At 65.2% G+C, this 12819-nt stretch carries 14 protein-coding genes; 8 read left to right on the top strand and 6 right to left on the bottom strand.

Annotated features, from left to right (window positions below; all coding sequences use genetic code 11):
- Nucleotides 1-13 precede the first annotated feature (13 nt).
- The 3 genes from QM797_RS17540 to QM797_RS17530 form a co-directional block, all read right to left on the bottom strand.
- A complete protein-coding gene (locus QM797_RS17540) occupies nucleotides 14-1153 on the bottom strand; it encodes a glycosyltransferase family 4 protein (protein ID WP_283276956.1) in 1140 nt (379 codons plus the stop codon).
- 63 nt (nucleotides 1154-1216) lie between these two features.
- Nucleotides 1217-1642 carry a glutaredoxin domain-containing protein gene (locus QM797_RS17535; protein WP_283276955.1) on the bottom strand — a complete coding sequence of 142 codons (426 nt, stop codon included), beginning with the start codon at nucleotides 1640-1642 and terminating at the stop codon, nucleotides 1217-1219.
- Nucleotides 1635-2096, bottom strand: a complete 462-nt coding sequence (locus QM797_RS17530) for a DUF3592 domain-containing protein (RefSeq protein WP_283276954.1) — start codon at nucleotides 2094-2096, stop codon at nucleotides 1635-1637. The genes QM797_RS17535 and QM797_RS17530 overlap by 8 nt, the downstream gene beginning before the upstream one ends.
- A 54-nt stretch (nucleotides 2097-2150) precedes the next feature.
- Between QM797_RS17530 and QM797_RS17525 the strand changes: the two genes are divergently transcribed.
- The gene (locus QM797_RS17525; RefSeq protein ID WP_283276953.1) at nucleotides 2151-2654 is read left to right on the top strand and encodes a DUF2505 domain-containing protein; all 504 of its coding nucleotides are present in this window, start codon (nucleotides 2151-2153) and stop codon (nucleotides 2652-2654) included.
- A gap of 20 nt (nucleotides 2655-2674) precedes the next feature.
- Here QM797_RS17525 and QM797_RS17520 read toward each other — a convergent pair whose 3' ends face one another.
- Entirely contained in the window at nucleotides 2675-3568 is an 894-nt protein-coding gene (locus tag QM797_RS17520) for a LysR family transcriptional regulator (RefSeq protein WP_283276952.1), read from the bottom strand.
- Between the two features lie 45 nt (nucleotides 3569-3613).
- On the opposite strand from QM797_RS17520, the gene QM797_RS17515 reads away from it, so the two are divergent.
- The 3 genes from QM797_RS17515 to QM797_RS17505 all read left to right on the top strand — a co-directional run bounded on the left by QM797_RS17515 (nucleotide 3614) and on the right by QM797_RS17505 (nucleotide 6391).
- Complete coding sequence (locus tag QM797_RS17515; RefSeq protein ID WP_283276951.1) at nucleotides 3614-4522, top strand: LysR family transcriptional regulator; 909 nt, start codon at nucleotides 3614-3616, stop codon at nucleotides 4520-4522.
- Between the two features lie 115 nt (nucleotides 4523-4637).
- Nucleotides 4638-6026 carry an FAD-binding oxidoreductase gene (locus QM797_RS17510; protein ID WP_283276950.1) on the top strand — a complete coding sequence of 463 codons (1389 nt, stop codon included), beginning with the start codon at nucleotides 4638-4640 and terminating at the stop codon, nucleotides 6024-6026.
- Between the two features lie 131 nt (nucleotides 6027-6157).
- Nucleotides 6158-6391 carry a hypothetical protein gene (locus tag QM797_RS17505; RefSeq protein ID WP_283276949.1) on the top strand — a complete coding sequence of 78 codons (234 nt, stop codon included), beginning with the start codon at nucleotides 6158-6160 and terminating at the stop codon, nucleotides 6389-6391.
- On the opposite strand, the gene QM797_RS17500 is transcribed toward QM797_RS17505, so the two are convergent.
- A complete protein-coding gene (locus QM797_RS17500; protein WP_283276948.1) occupies nucleotides 6367-7098 on the bottom strand; it encodes a class I SAM-dependent methyltransferase in 732 nt (243 codons plus the stop codon). The two genes, QM797_RS17505 and QM797_RS17500, sit on opposite strands and share 25 nt — an antisense overlap.
- 15 nt (nucleotides 7099-7113) lie before the next feature.
- Nucleotides 7114-8724: a 2-succinyl-5-enolpyruvyl-6-hydroxy-3-cyclohexene-1-carboxylic-acid synthase gene (gene menD, locus QM797_RS17495; RefSeq protein ID WP_283276947.1), complete on the bottom strand. Its 1611-nt coding sequence runs from the start codon at nucleotides 8722-8724 to the stop codon at nucleotides 7114-7116.
- A gap of 62 nt (nucleotides 8725-8786) precedes the next feature.
- Between menD and QM797_RS17490 the strand changes: the two genes are divergently transcribed.
- The 4 genes from QM797_RS17490 to QM797_RS17475 are packed head-to-tail and all read left to right on the top strand — an operon-like array spanning nucleotide 8787 to nucleotide 12743.
- Nucleotides 8787-9374, top strand: coding sequence for a flavin reductase family protein (locus QM797_RS17490; protein WP_283276946.1), 588 nt, complete (start codon nucleotides 8787-8789; stop codon nucleotides 9372-9374).
- Nucleotides 9371-10435: an AbrB family transcriptional regulator gene (locus QM797_RS17485; RefSeq protein ID WP_283276945.1), complete on the top strand. Its 1065-nt coding sequence runs from the start codon at nucleotides 9371-9373 to the stop codon at nucleotides 10433-10435. The genes QM797_RS17490 and QM797_RS17485 overlap by 4 nt, the downstream gene beginning before the upstream one ends.
- 51 nt (nucleotides 10436-10486) lie before the next feature.
- Nucleotides 10487-11323, top strand: coding sequence for a siderophore-interacting protein (locus QM797_RS17480; protein WP_283276944.1), 837 nt, complete (start codon nucleotides 10487-10489; stop codon nucleotides 11321-11323).
- A 22-nt stretch (nucleotides 11324-11345) separates the two neighbouring features.
- The gene (locus QM797_RS17475) at nucleotides 11346-12743 is read left to right on the top strand and encodes a DUF2252 domain-containing protein (RefSeq protein ID WP_283276943.1); all 1398 of its coding nucleotides are present in this window, start codon (nucleotides 11346-11348) and stop codon (nucleotides 12741-12743) included.
- Nucleotides 12744-12819 lie beyond the last annotated feature (76 nt).

Below are 12819 nucleotides of genomic sequence, written 5' to 3'. Positions count from 1 at the left end.
AGGTCCAGACTACTCAAGCAACGTTCGCTGCTTGCGGCGCTGTGATGCCTTGCACGTCGTAGTAATGGGAGATCAGCTCGTCGCAGATGGCCGGCCAGGTGCGGTGCAGAACCGACTTGCGGGCGGCGTCGCCGAAGCGGGCGCGGGCAATGGGTTCGGCCAGGGCTCCGACGGCGCTGGGTAGCAGTTCGGTGAACCTCTCGACCGGCAGCAGATAGCCGTTGCGGCAATGCGAAATCAGATCGCGCGGACCACCGGCGTCGGGTCCGATGACGGGCACTCCGCTGGCAAGTGCTTCCTGAACTGCCTGGCAGAAGGTTTCGTGTTCGCCTGGGTGGACGAAGACGTCGAAACTGGCGTATGCCTGGGCCAGTTCGTCGCCGCCGAGTTGCCCGGTGAAAACGGCGTTCGGCATCAGGGCCTGCAGTGCTGCCGTGTCGGGTCCGCCGCCGACGATCACCAGCTGGATCGACGGGTCTGCGGCCAGGACGGCGAGCCGCTCGACATGCTTCTCCGGTGCGAGCCTGCCGACGAATCCGACGATCAGCTTCTCGCCCGCTCCCCACTGGCTTCTGAGCGTTTGCGACTTCGCCGAGGGCGCAAACCGGACGGCGTCCACTCCCCTGGCCCACCGATGGACGCGCGGGATGCCGTGCAGCTCCAATGCGTCGACGGCGGAGGTGGAGGGTGCCAGGGTGCGGACCGCCCCGCGGTGCAATCTTCTGGTCCAGCGCCACGCCGCTTTCGAGGTCAGTCCGAGTCCGTAGCTCGCGGCGAAACCGGCGACATCGGTCTGGTAAACGGCAACTGCGGGCACGTCCAACCGGTTGGCGGCGGCCAGGCCTCCGGCACCGAGCAGGAACGGCGAAGCTAGATGCACGACGTCGGGGGCGAACTCGCGCAATGCCGACACCATGCCGAGTCCGGGGACTCCGACGGGCAACGAGCTCACCTTCGGAACCATCACGGACGGCACCCGATGCACCGGAACATTGTCGTGCCACGTCGCAGCCTTGGGGCCGGACGGATTGTCCGGGGCGATGACGATGGCGTCATGCCCGGTCTTGTCGAGGTGTTCGAGGACACGGATCACCGAGTGGGTGACGCCGTTCATGTTGGGTAAGAACGATTCCGCAACGATGGCTACTCGCACGATCCTCAGTGTGGGCGGCCTCGCCGTCGACAAGGTATGGACAACGTTACGTGTGGGCCAACGTCACACGAATTGCGTGAGCACCCACGACGGATCGGGGTTGGTGCGGTGCTCGGACGCGGCGAACACAGTCGGAACTGTCTCGTTGCCGTCGTTGACCGACCGAACCCGCGCTGCCGCAGCCGGATCCTGGCGGATGCTCGTCCACACCGCTTTCTTGCCGCGTAGCAGCAGCGCCACCCGCAGCCGCAGGCAGAAGATGCAGCCAGGCCGCCAGTAGACCAACGGCACCGATTTCTCGGCCGCGAGAGTCCGCGAGGCGGCGTCGGACAGAGAACGTGGATACAGCAACGGAGTCGTCAGAACGAGAAGGAACACCACGGCAAGCACCATCACGACGATCGACGACGCGATGTTGCCGAAATTCACCAACGCGAACCCGGCCACCGCGGCGAGCACGGCGATGCCCCACTGCTTGGCGTTACGCATACTTTGCCTCCTTGCGCTGGGTCTCCTTGCGACGCAGCCAGAACAACACGGGTCCGGCGATCAACCAGGTGACGACGATAACCGATCCGGCCGGAACGATGGCGACGGAGGCGTCACGGCCGGCGACCCGCACCAGCAGTTCGACGTCGTCGGGGTCGGCCTTGTAGTACTCGACCTCGATGCGTTGGCCCGCGACGAGGTTGGTGGGATACAGGACGCCGAGCGCCGGGTTGTGCGTCACGCCGTCCGGAGTGATGAAGCTGACGGCCGACCGCAGCTTGCCTGCCGACAGTACTTCGGCGGTGGCGGTGCCCTTGTCGGAATCGATAGTGACGTCGTTTCGCCAGGCTCCGACCACCAGCAACACGGCCAGCACCGAGATCGCAGTGGCCACCACGAGCACGATCAGCCGGGTCCTGCGCAGGGTTCGGCTGCCTCGGGCTGTGTCGGTCACTTCGACAGATTACTTCGCAGCCGATTCTGCTCGGCTCGGGTAGCGTCTGCTCTCATGTCTCGCAGCTTCGAACACACACTCCGCGCGTCCAATCCTCCCGCTGAAGTGCACGCAGCATTGACCAGTGAGGACCAGTGGATGGCTCGCTTCGCCAAAGCGAAGAAGACAGACGGGTACGAGCTGAACAAGCACGCCGACGGCGGCCTGACGGTCGACATCTCCGAAGAGGTCGGCACCAACGAGCTCCCCGGATTCGTCACCAAGGTCATCAAAGGCAAGCTGATCGTCTCCCGCACCGATCACTGGGGACCGCTCGAGGGCGACCACGCCGAAGGAACGCTGACCGGCAGTACCACCGGCCTACCGGCCAAGATCACCGGCACGTTGTCACTGCAGCCCGACGGCACCGGTGCGAAGTTGCTCATCACGGGTGAATCGACCGTGAAAATCCCCCTCGTCGGCGGCAAGATCGAGGACCTGATCAACAAGATGATCAAGGACATGATCGATCAGGAAACCGGCGAAACTCTCGAATGGGTTGCGGCGCAAAAAGGTTGACCCGCCTCGCTCATACCGGATTAGGCACTCGTGTCCAACTCTGCCGCCTGATCGAGAACTACTCGAGTTACGGGCGACTGTTCACCGGGACGGTGCATCAATGTCAGGGGATAGTTCAACGATGGCCGAAGGTCGACCACGCGAATGCGCGAATCTGATTGCAGCACCGAAGTCTTGGTGATGATTGCTGCCCCGACCCCGGCCGCGACGAGTCCGTTGAGAGAAGCGAGGGGGGCGTTGGTGACGACGGCGCGCGGACGAGCCCCCGCGCGTCGCAGTCGTGCCATGGCATGAGTCGACGACGTACCCGGTCTGCCTTCGACGTAGGGGAACTCCCCCAACCACCGCAACTCGTGGTCATCGGTGATGTTGAGTCCCTTCCGAACCCACGCGGACGGGATGATCAGGGCGAGCTCGTGACGACCGATGTGTACCCCGGCGAGATCGGGCGGAGTGGCCAGACGCGGAACGAGGGCCAGCTGGCAGTGACCGTTGCGCAGCGACTCGATTGCCTCGGTAGAAGACTGCGCCCGCTCGATATCGACCTTGAGCTGTGGTCGTCCCCGCACAGCAGCGGCGACGAGCGCGGCAAGGGGAGACCCGGCTGCGCCGGGCGGAGCCGCGATCGTGATCGTGCCCGCCCGGCCCCCTGCTGCGTCGGCCGCCACGGATGCGACGAGGTCGAGATCGAGGACTACGCGTCGAGCAGCCCGGAGAAGGTCGCGGCCGACCTCGGTGGGTTCCAGTCGTGAGCCGCTGCGCCGGAAGACAGTCAGTTGCGTCTGCTCCTCGAACCGCGCGAGCGCACGCGAGAGAGTCGACGGGGTCAGCCCGAGCTGCTCAGCCGCTGCGCTGATCGTTCCGAAGTCGGCGATCGCCACGCACTGGCGCACCAGTCGAGACGAGATCTCCATAGGGTCCCCCTGTCGTCGTCGTACACAACCGATCACAATTGTGCAGTGAACGTAACCACGTCGATGCTCGAGTGCCTAGTCGCTATCGCCGATGAGCAGGGTCTGGGCAATGCGGCACGCGCGATGGGGGTCAGCCAGCCGACGATGTCGACAACGCTGAAGAATCTCGAAACCGAATTGGGAATCACCCTGTTTCACCGCACCGGCAACGCACTGGCGCTGACTCCCGAGGGTGCCGCGGTCCTTCCCCTCGCGCGACAGGCAGTCGTCGATCATCGCACTCTCGAGCGGCTTGTCGACGGCTTGCGGGAGGGTCGGTCCGGACCGATGACTCTCGCTGTCACGGTGGGTGTCTCGTACGGGTTGGTGATGCCGGATCTCGTGCTTTCGTTCACCGAATCCCGCCCGGAGGCGCGTATCGACATCGTTCCCATCGTCGATCCGGCCGAGGCGATCGACGCGGTCCGCACGGGCCTGGTGGAGACGGCGATCGTCCTGGACGGCGACGCCCCCGACGACCTCGAACAAGAGTGGCTGTCCGATCAGGTATTGGTACTTGCCTTACCTCCGAATCTGGGTCACATAGCCGACTTCGTCGAGTTGGCTTCGACGGGTCCGCTGCGGATGGTCACCAGTGCTCGCACGATCGGCGGCGACGAGGCACTGGTGGCTCTTCAGACCAGCGCGATCGAACCGAGGATCGTGTTGTCGGGAATTCCCCTGAACGCACTTCCAGGTCTGGTTGCCGGCGGAGTCGGCGCTGCGGTCATGACCGAACCGATGTCCCGTCCTGTCGTCGCCGCAGGCGGAAAGGCACTATCGCTCGAACCACCACTGCTGGCGCGCGCCACACTCGTGTATTCGGCGACCTACATTCCACCACTGCTCGCCTCCTTCCTGGAGCAACTTCACGGCGGCGGCGCTGCGGCCGTTCACATTTCCGGCGCTGTCTGATCGGCTCGTGCATTTCGGCTATGGCTTCTCGGACGTTCGGCTAAGTCGGTGGTCTCGACCGAACGCGGACCTTTAGCGTCGGGAACGACCTTGATCCCCAACACCGAGGACGATCGTGAGCATTCTCGACGCACCACCCGGAACCGATCCGACACCTGCCCTGCGCGACGCCGTCACCGGCATCGTTGCCGGTCCGGGAGAGCCGGGCTACGACAGGGCGACCCCATGGCGATTGGATATTCCTGTCGCGCCGCGCGCGGTGGTGGTCGCGACGACGGCAGCCGATGTGAGCGCGACGATGCGCGTCGCAGCCGCGTACGGGTTCACCGTCGCAGTTGCCTCGACCGGCCACGGCGCGCTGCCGATCGACGAGTCGTCGATCCTGGTGCTGACGTCTGCGTTGAACGGGTGCACTGTGGACGCGCAGGCTCGAACGGCACGGATCGGCGCGGGTGTCCGCTGGCAAGAGGTCATCGATCTGGCCGCACCCCACTGCTTGGCTCCCATCGTCGGATCGGCCCCCGACGTCGGCGTTGTCGGGTTCCTCACCGGCGGCGGTGTCGGACCCTTGGCGCGGTCGGTCGGACTGGCCTCGGACCGGGTCCGGTCGTTCGATCTGGTCATCGGAACCGGTGAACAACTGCACGTCACCCCCGTCGAACATCCCGACCTGTTCTGGGGGCTGTGCGGCGGCAAGGGCACTCTGGGAATCGTGACCGAGGTCGAGATCGAACTGCTGCCGATCGCGCACTTCTACGGTGGTGCACTGTATTTCGACGGTGCCGATGCAGCGTCGGTACTGCGCGCGTGGCAGCAGTGGTCCGCGAACCTCCCGACCGATGCGAATACCTCCATCGCGTTCTTGCAGTTACCGGACATCCCGGACGTCCCGCCGCCGCTGGCCGGGAAATTCACCGTTGCTGTCCGCTATGCAACGCTGACCGATCAGCAGCGCGCAGAGCGCACCCTGGCTCCGATACGGGCGGTGGCCGAGCCGATAGTCGACACCATCGGACCGACGCCGTATTCCGAGATCCGAAGTGTCCATTCCGATCCGGTCGATCCGATGCCCGCCCACGAGCGGCACACCGTGCTGTCGGATCTGACAGTCGACGGTGTCGAGACGCTGCTGGCGGCCGCAGGACCGGATTCGGGATCACCCCAGGCCATCACCGAGGTGCGACTGTTGGGCGGAGCCTTGTCGAGGTCTGATCGGCCGAGCGCGTTCTGTCATCGCACAGCGGCCTACTCTCTGCTGTTGATCGGTGTCCTCGCCCCGGCGGTGGCCGACGCTGTGCCTGTGCACTCGGCGGCAGTCATGGACGCGATGGCACCGTGGTCGACCGGACGAGAGCTCCCCAACTTCTCACCCGCAGCCGATCCCGAGGGGTTGGCGCGGTGCTACGACGAAGACACGACCGAACGACTGGCGGCACTCGCCGAGGACCACGATCCAGCCGGCGTGCTTAGAGTCGGTCACGTCGTCCGGACACATCGGGCATAGAACCCCCTCCGCTGCAAACGGTTTCACGCTGCGGACGGCGGCGCTCGAAACCGGATCTTTCCGCGATGAAGATGTCATCGCCCCCACACAACAACGGTCGGGACGAACCCCGTACCGGAAAAGGAGTAACCATGTGGTCGTCGAAGAATCGCATCCCGTTCGGTGTTCGGCTGTTCGGCTTGGCGCTGCTCATGGTCGTTTCAGCAGTCAACGCCGTCTGGTCGGCGGTGGACGGCGACTACGGTCATGATTTCTGGATACCGCTGATCCTGATGGGCTGCTTTGCATATTGGGTCGTACAGGCGTACTTCTCGCACAAGCGACTGAATCAGGAACTTTCTCAGGACATGGCCGGTCGCGCGTAGAAGATCATTTCGCGGCCAGGCCGGTCGGGAGCATCGCGGATGTCGGCGACCGTGAATCCGTGCTCGACGAGCGCGCTTTCGAGCTCCTCACGCTCGCGGAAACGCACCGTCGAATCCGAGGTCAGAACTTCCCCGTCGCCGGCAAAGACGTAGGTCCACCGAAAGCTGACGAGGGGCCCGTCGACCCCGGTGGTCTCCACCCAGCTTTCGACCCGGCCCACACCTGGAATATCGCGCACCGAGAAAGAATCTCGCCTGTTCCACTCGGTCCAGGCAGTGCGTGCGGGAATGCGAGTCTCGAACACCAGAGATCCGTCCGGACGCAGTACGTCGTGGATTCGCGCCAGCGTGCGCGACCACGCGTCGTCGTCGACGATGGCCTGCGCCACGTTGCCCGTTATCGTCACCAGATCGACCTGGAGCTCCGGTATGTCCTCGGCATACCCCTGAACCCACCGAATCTGTTCGGCACCCGGTTTGCGTCGGGCCACGTCCAGTGACCCAGCCGCTGGGTCGAGTGCGGTCACCACTATCCCGCGAGAGGCGAGGAGCAGCGCCAAACTTCCTGTGCCGCAGCCGATATCCAGTGCATCCCGGGCCTGAGTATCCAGGGCCGCCGACACGTACACGTCCAGGTCGGAGCGATCACCCTCGAGCACATCGTAGATGGCCGTCAGCCGCGGATGCTCGAAAATGTCGTCGGGCACGGTCTTGGACCGCTGCTACAGCCGGGCGCGGATTGCCGCGTGCAGATCCCGCAATCCCGATCGCTCCGTGGTCACTTCCAACACCCTGATTCCCACGGCATGCGCGGTGAGTTCGGTTGCCAGCTCCGACAACTCGACCAAGCGATGCTCCACGCGGTAGGCCGCGCACAACGCTCCGAGATCCATTCCGTGTGGCGTACCGAATACTCGCTCGAACACGCCCGCATACTGCGGATCCCCCTGCTCGAGCAGCTCGAAGATGCCACCGCCGTCGTCGTTGGCGACCACGATCGTCAGATCGTCAGGACGCGGCTCGCCGGTTCCGATGAGCATGCCCGCTGCGTCGTGCAGAAACGTCAGGTCCCCGAGAAGCGCTATGGTGCGCCGCTTTCCGGCCATCGCGGCACCGATGGCCGTCGAGACGGTGCCGTCGATGCCGGCAACGCCGCGGTTGGACAAAACTTTCACGTCCGGGATCGGAGTCGAGACCAGGGCCGCGTCGCGCACGGGGTTTGACGCTCCGAGCACCAGCTGGTCTCCGGGCTCCAACGCGGACATCACGACGTCGGCCACGTGCAACCCCGTCGGCTTGGCATGCTCTCGAAGTTGTTCGTGCACAGCCAGTTCGGCCTTATCGGACAGAGTGGCGCAACGGGCGATCCAGGCGGGGTCGGGCGCACCGGTGGTGACCGCTCGAGTGCCGGTGGCCAATACGTTGCCCGAGACGTCGGGCCAACGCGGCCCGGTGGTGAGCGCGATGACGTCGACGGCGGGGTCGGCCAGGAGCGCCGAGACCTGTCGGTGCAGTGTCGGACGACCGGTGATGACGGCCTGACGCGGTTTCAACTGAGCAAGCGCCAAGGGGTGCAACGCAATTCCGTGCAGCGGCGCGGTCGGCTCGGCGACTGTCGGCAAGCCGGCGAGCTCCGGACGGACGCCGCCGCCGTGCCCGGAGACGACCACGGTGTCGATTGTCAGGTCCAGCTCGACCGGCACGTCGAGTGTCGCCTGGGTGGTCGACGTCCACGGCACCCCACCGGGCCGACCCTCGGGACGGCCGGCCGAATCGCCGATTCCAGGCACGAGGGGCTCACGCAAGGGGATGTCGAATTGCACCGGCCCGGCGTTGCCGGACCGCGCGCCGCGGGCTGCCGCGATGACGCGGGAGACCGCGCTGCGCCACTGACTGTTCTGCTTCGGACCTTCCTCGGCGAGCCCGAGGCTGATGGTCGCGCGAACCTGGGATCCGAACAGGCCGAGCTGCTCGATGGTCTGATTGGCTCCGGTACCGAGCATCTCGTACGGCCGGTTGGCGCTGATGACGATCAACGGGATGCGGGCGTAGTTCGCTTCGAGTACGGCGGGCCCGAGGTTGGCCACCGCCGTTCCCGACGTCATCACCACCGGTACGGGTTGGCCGCTGCCCAGGCTCAGTCCGATGGCCAGAAATCCGGCGGTCCGCTCGTCGATACGCATGTGCAACCGCAGACGTCCGGCCGAATCGGCTTCCTGCAACGCGAACGCCAGCGGGGCGTTCCGCGAGCCGGGGCAGAGCACGACGTCTTCGATCCCGCTGCGCGCCAGTTCGTCGACGACAGCAGTGGCCTGAGCGGTGGACGGGTTCACAGTTTCCAGAGTGTCAGATGCTCCGGTCGGCCGCCGCAACCGGGCTTTGACAGTATTGAGGGGTGCGTACAGTCTTCCGACCCGATGAGGTCACCCCACGTCGCTTCTACCAGCTCCTGACTGCGTCGGTGGTGCCCAGGCCCATCGCGTGGGTGTCCACCGTGTCCGCCGACGGTGTGGCGAACCTCGCGCCCTACAGCTTCTTCACGGTCTCGTCGGTGGAGCCGCCGGTCGTGCAATTCACGTCGGTGAGCCGAAAGGACAGTCTGCGCAACATCGAGGCCACCGGCGAGTTCGTCGTCAATCTGGCGACGGCACCGTTGGTGGATCAGGTCAACGACAGCTCGGCGAGCTTCGATCACGGTGTCAGCGAGTTCGAGGCTGTCGGCATCGAGAGCGAACCCAGTGCGATCGTGACGCCGCCGCGAGTGGCAGCCGCACCGATCGCCATCGAAGCGAGGCTGCATCGCGTCGTCGAGGTGGGCAACTGCTTCGTCGTCATGGGCACCGTCGTCGCGCTGTCGATACGTCCCGAATTCCTCGCCGACGACGGCCTGCCCGAGTTCGAGGCCATTGCTCCGCTCAGTCGTCTCGGCCGCACCGAGTGGGGCTTGCCGCCCGAGGTTCGTGAGATCGAGCGACCTTCTTGATTCGCTGGCTGCTGCTGATTGCCGTCACTGTCGGACTGACGGTCGGCGCGGACTCCCTGGGGGTTCCGTCGGCAGCGCTGTTCGTTGCTCTGCTGGTGGCGGTGATCTTCGCGCTTGCCGGTTGGGCACCCACCACCGGCACCGAACGCGCACCGCTGCCGCGCCGACTCGGCATGATCGCTCAAGCCGTATTGGGCGTCGAGATCGGGACACTCGTACAGCGCGACACGTTGACCTCACTCGGCGACGCCTGGATTCCGGTGGTGCTGGCGTGCGTGGGCACGCTCGTGTTGTCCATCGCCGCCGGTGCGCTGCTCGGCCTACGCAAGGACATCGATTCGCTGACCGGCTCGCTGGCACTGGTCGCAGGCGGCGCATCGGGCCTGGTGGCGATCACCCAGGAACTCGGCGGCGACGAACGGGTCGTCGCGGTGGTGCAGTACATGCGCGTCGTTCTGGTCACGACCACCCTGCCCCTGGTGTCGACGTTGGTGTTCCGTGCGCAGCCCGGGCAGTCGACGATGCTTGCCGATTCCGGAGCTCCGCTGTACGTGGATCTGGCCTTCGTGCTGGTCTGCGGCGGGGTCGGCGTGCTGCTCGCGACTGCTCTGAGATTCCCGGCCCCGGCGTTGTTGGGCCCGCTGATAATCGCTACCGGCGCCGACGTCCTGGGTTTCTCCTTCGACGCGTCCGTCCCGACGCTGTCGCTGTGGGCCGCGTACATCGTCATCGGATGGCAGGCCGGACTGCGCTTCACCGTCGCCAGCCTCAAGTCGATCTCACGGGTGCTGCCTGCATCGCTGATGTTGATCATCGCCGTCACGGTCGGCTGCGCGATGCTCGGATTGTGGTTGGCGTCGGCAACGGGGACGAGCGGATACGAGGGCTACCTCGCGACCACTCCAGGCGGGGTCTACGCGGTACTTGCCATCGCTGCCTCGACCGGCGCAAACGTGACGTTCGTCGTCGCGGCACAGGTCATCCGGGTCTTCATGATGTTGTTCGCAGTACCCGTCGGAGCCAAGGTGGTCCAGCGCTACCGACGCGGCAGGACCGACTGAGAGAAATCGACGCAACCCCATCACTGATTAGGGTCGGCTAACCTCTGCGAAATGAGCAAGTACCTCAAGCCGGACACGCCCGCTTTCTACCGCCTCACCGTGCTCGAAAGCGACCGACTCAGCCCCAGCTTCATCCGGGTCACCCTCGGCGGCGATTCGTTGTCGAACTTCCGTTACATGGGCTACGACCATTGGTTTCGCCTGTTTCTGCCGCAGCCGGGCCAGGACGAGCCGCGCGTTCCCAGCGCTACTTCGATGCTCTGGTACGCGCAGTATCTGGCGTTCTCCAAGGACACCAGGCCAGTGGTCCGCAACTACACCATCAGCCGGTACCGGGCTGCGGGACAGGGCGAGCACGGCGACGGCCCGGAGCTGGATGTGGACTTCGTGGTGCACGGGAGTGGAGGGACGGGCGGTGGCAGTGGCCCCGCGTCGGCGTGGGCCCAGAAGGCCGCTCCGGGCGATCGCGTCGCGATCTTCGACGAAGGGCGCATCCACACCGTGGACGGACGATCGAGCTGGCAGTTGCTCGTCGGCGGCGAGAGTGCGGCCCCGGCCATTCTCGGCATTCTGCGGTCGTTGCCGGAAGACGTACTGGCCAAGGCGTTCATCGAAGTCCCCACCGAGGCCGACATTGCGAAGCAGGACATGCAGGCAGGCGTCGAGATCGAGTGGATCGTGCGCCCGCACCACCTTGCCAAGCCGGGCGAGGCTGCGTTGGCTGCGGTGCAGAAGGCCGAGCTTCCGGACGTGGATCCCTTCGTCTACGTGGCGGGTGAACAGGGACTGGCGACGGGCCTGCGCCGGTACCTGGTGAACGAGCGTTCCGTGCCCAAGTCGCAGATCTGCTTCACCGGATACTGGAAGTTCGGTAAAGCCGCCCCGTAGCGCTCGATTAGTGTGATCTCACATGTCCGGCTCCGGAAAAGGTCACACCGTCGTCACCGACTCGGTAGGGGTCGACGGCGCACCGTACGCATCGCTACGCGCTCGGCCGCTCCCCCGGGCCGAACGGTACGAACTGGGTCGACGCCTGCGCGAGAAGGTGCCGATCGCCTCGCTCGGGGAGTGGACAGCGCCACACGATCGCCCCGACCCGGTCAAACAGATCGAGTACTCGCACCAGGGTCGAATCGAATGGTTGATCCCTACTCGCCTCGAGCGGATGGCCGAATCCCCCTACGGATTTCTGCGCGGAACGGCCATCGTCATGGCTCGGGACGTCGCGATGCTGCCCTCGACCGGGATCAACCCGGTGATCAGCGGCGATGCCCACCTCGGCAACTTCGGCTTCTACGCCTCACCGGAACGTGACCTCGTCATCGACCTCAACGATTTCGACGAGGCGCATCCGGGAGCCTGGGAGTGGGATCTACGACGCCTCGCCGCCAGCATCTGGGTGGCCGGGCGGCAGAACGGACGCAGCGAGGATCAGTGCCGCGATGCCGTCACCGCCTGTGTGTCCTCGTATCGGATCGAGGTGGCCAGGCTGGCGGACGAGCCGCTGATGTCACGTTCGTTCCAGCGTCTGACGGCGGAGAAATTGCAACGGGACGCCACTGCCGGATCGTTGCGCAAAGAGATCAAGCGCGCCACCAAGAAAGCGCGTCGACGCACCAGTGACCGCGTGTTACCTCGATTCACCGAGGAGCACGAGGGCAAGCGCAGGATCGTGGAGGAGCCGCTTATCACGACGCGTATCTCGGCGAAGGACGAAGAGCTCCTCGCCGTCGGGCTGGACGAATACCTGCTCACCCTCACCCCGCATTGGCGTCGGGTGCTGGGGGGATACACGCTGATCGACGTCGCGCATCGCGTCGTCGGAGTCGGCAGTGTCGGGCTTCGGGCGTACGTCGCGCTACTCGAGGGCACCAGCGAGGACGATGTGGTGTTCCTGCAGCTCAAGCAGGCCAGACGATCGGTGCTCGCACCGTACGTGCACGGAGAATCGGCCTGGCACGATCACCAGGGGCAACGTGTCGTCGAGTATCAACAGGATCTACAGACGGTCAGCGATCCGTTGCTCGGATGGACCACCATCGCCGGCCGGCAGTACTACGTGCGGCAGTTCCGCAACATGAAGGGGACGATCGATCTCTCGTCGATCGACGCGCCTGCTCTCGTCGACTACGCGCGAGTGGTTGGACGCCTCCTGGCCAAGGGACATGCCCGCACGAGCGGCGCGTCGATGATCTCGGGATACACGGGCGATTCCGATGAACTCGACCTCGCATTGGGCCGATTCGCGCGGCTGTATGCAGATCAAACCGAAGCCGATTGGGAGCGATTGAGCGCTACGCGCATGTGAGTAGAAATTCGTAGCAGGCTACGGGCGGATTCGAGCGGTGGTTGCAACGTGCCTGATCATTAGGGATGTTTGCAAT

This window comes from Rhodococcus sp. IEGM 1381 (assembly GCF_030056795.1).
GTDB lineage: Bacteria > Actinomycetota > Actinomycetes > Mycobacteriales > Mycobacteriaceae > Rhodococcoides.
This window is presented reverse-complemented; position numbering and strand designations above follow the sequence as displayed.

Coding starts and splice junctions, on each gene's coding strand:
- QM797_RS17525 (WP_283276953.1), top strand. CDS start 2,151: ATGTCTCGCAGCTTCGAACACACACTCCGCGCGTCCAATCCTCCCGCT.
- QM797_RS17475 (WP_283276943.1), top strand. CDS start 11,346: ATGTCCGGCTCCGGAAAAGGTCACACCGTCGTCACCGACTCGGTAGGG.
- QM797_RS17520 (WP_283276952.1), bottom strand. CDS start 3,568: ATGGAGATCTCGTCTCGACTGGTGCGCCAGTGCGTGGCGATCGCCGAC.
- QM797_RS17535 (WP_283276955.1), bottom strand. CDS start 1,642: ATGCGTAACGCCAAGCAGTGGGGCATCGCCGTGCTCGCCGCGGTGGCC.
- QM797_RS17505 (WP_283276949.1), top strand. CDS start 6,158: ATGTGGTCGTCGAAGAATCGCATCCCGTTCGGTGTTCGGCTGTTCGGC.
- QM797_RS17480 (WP_283276944.1), top strand. CDS start 10,487: ATGAGCAAGTACCTCAAGCCGGACACGCCCGCTTTCTACCGCCTCACC.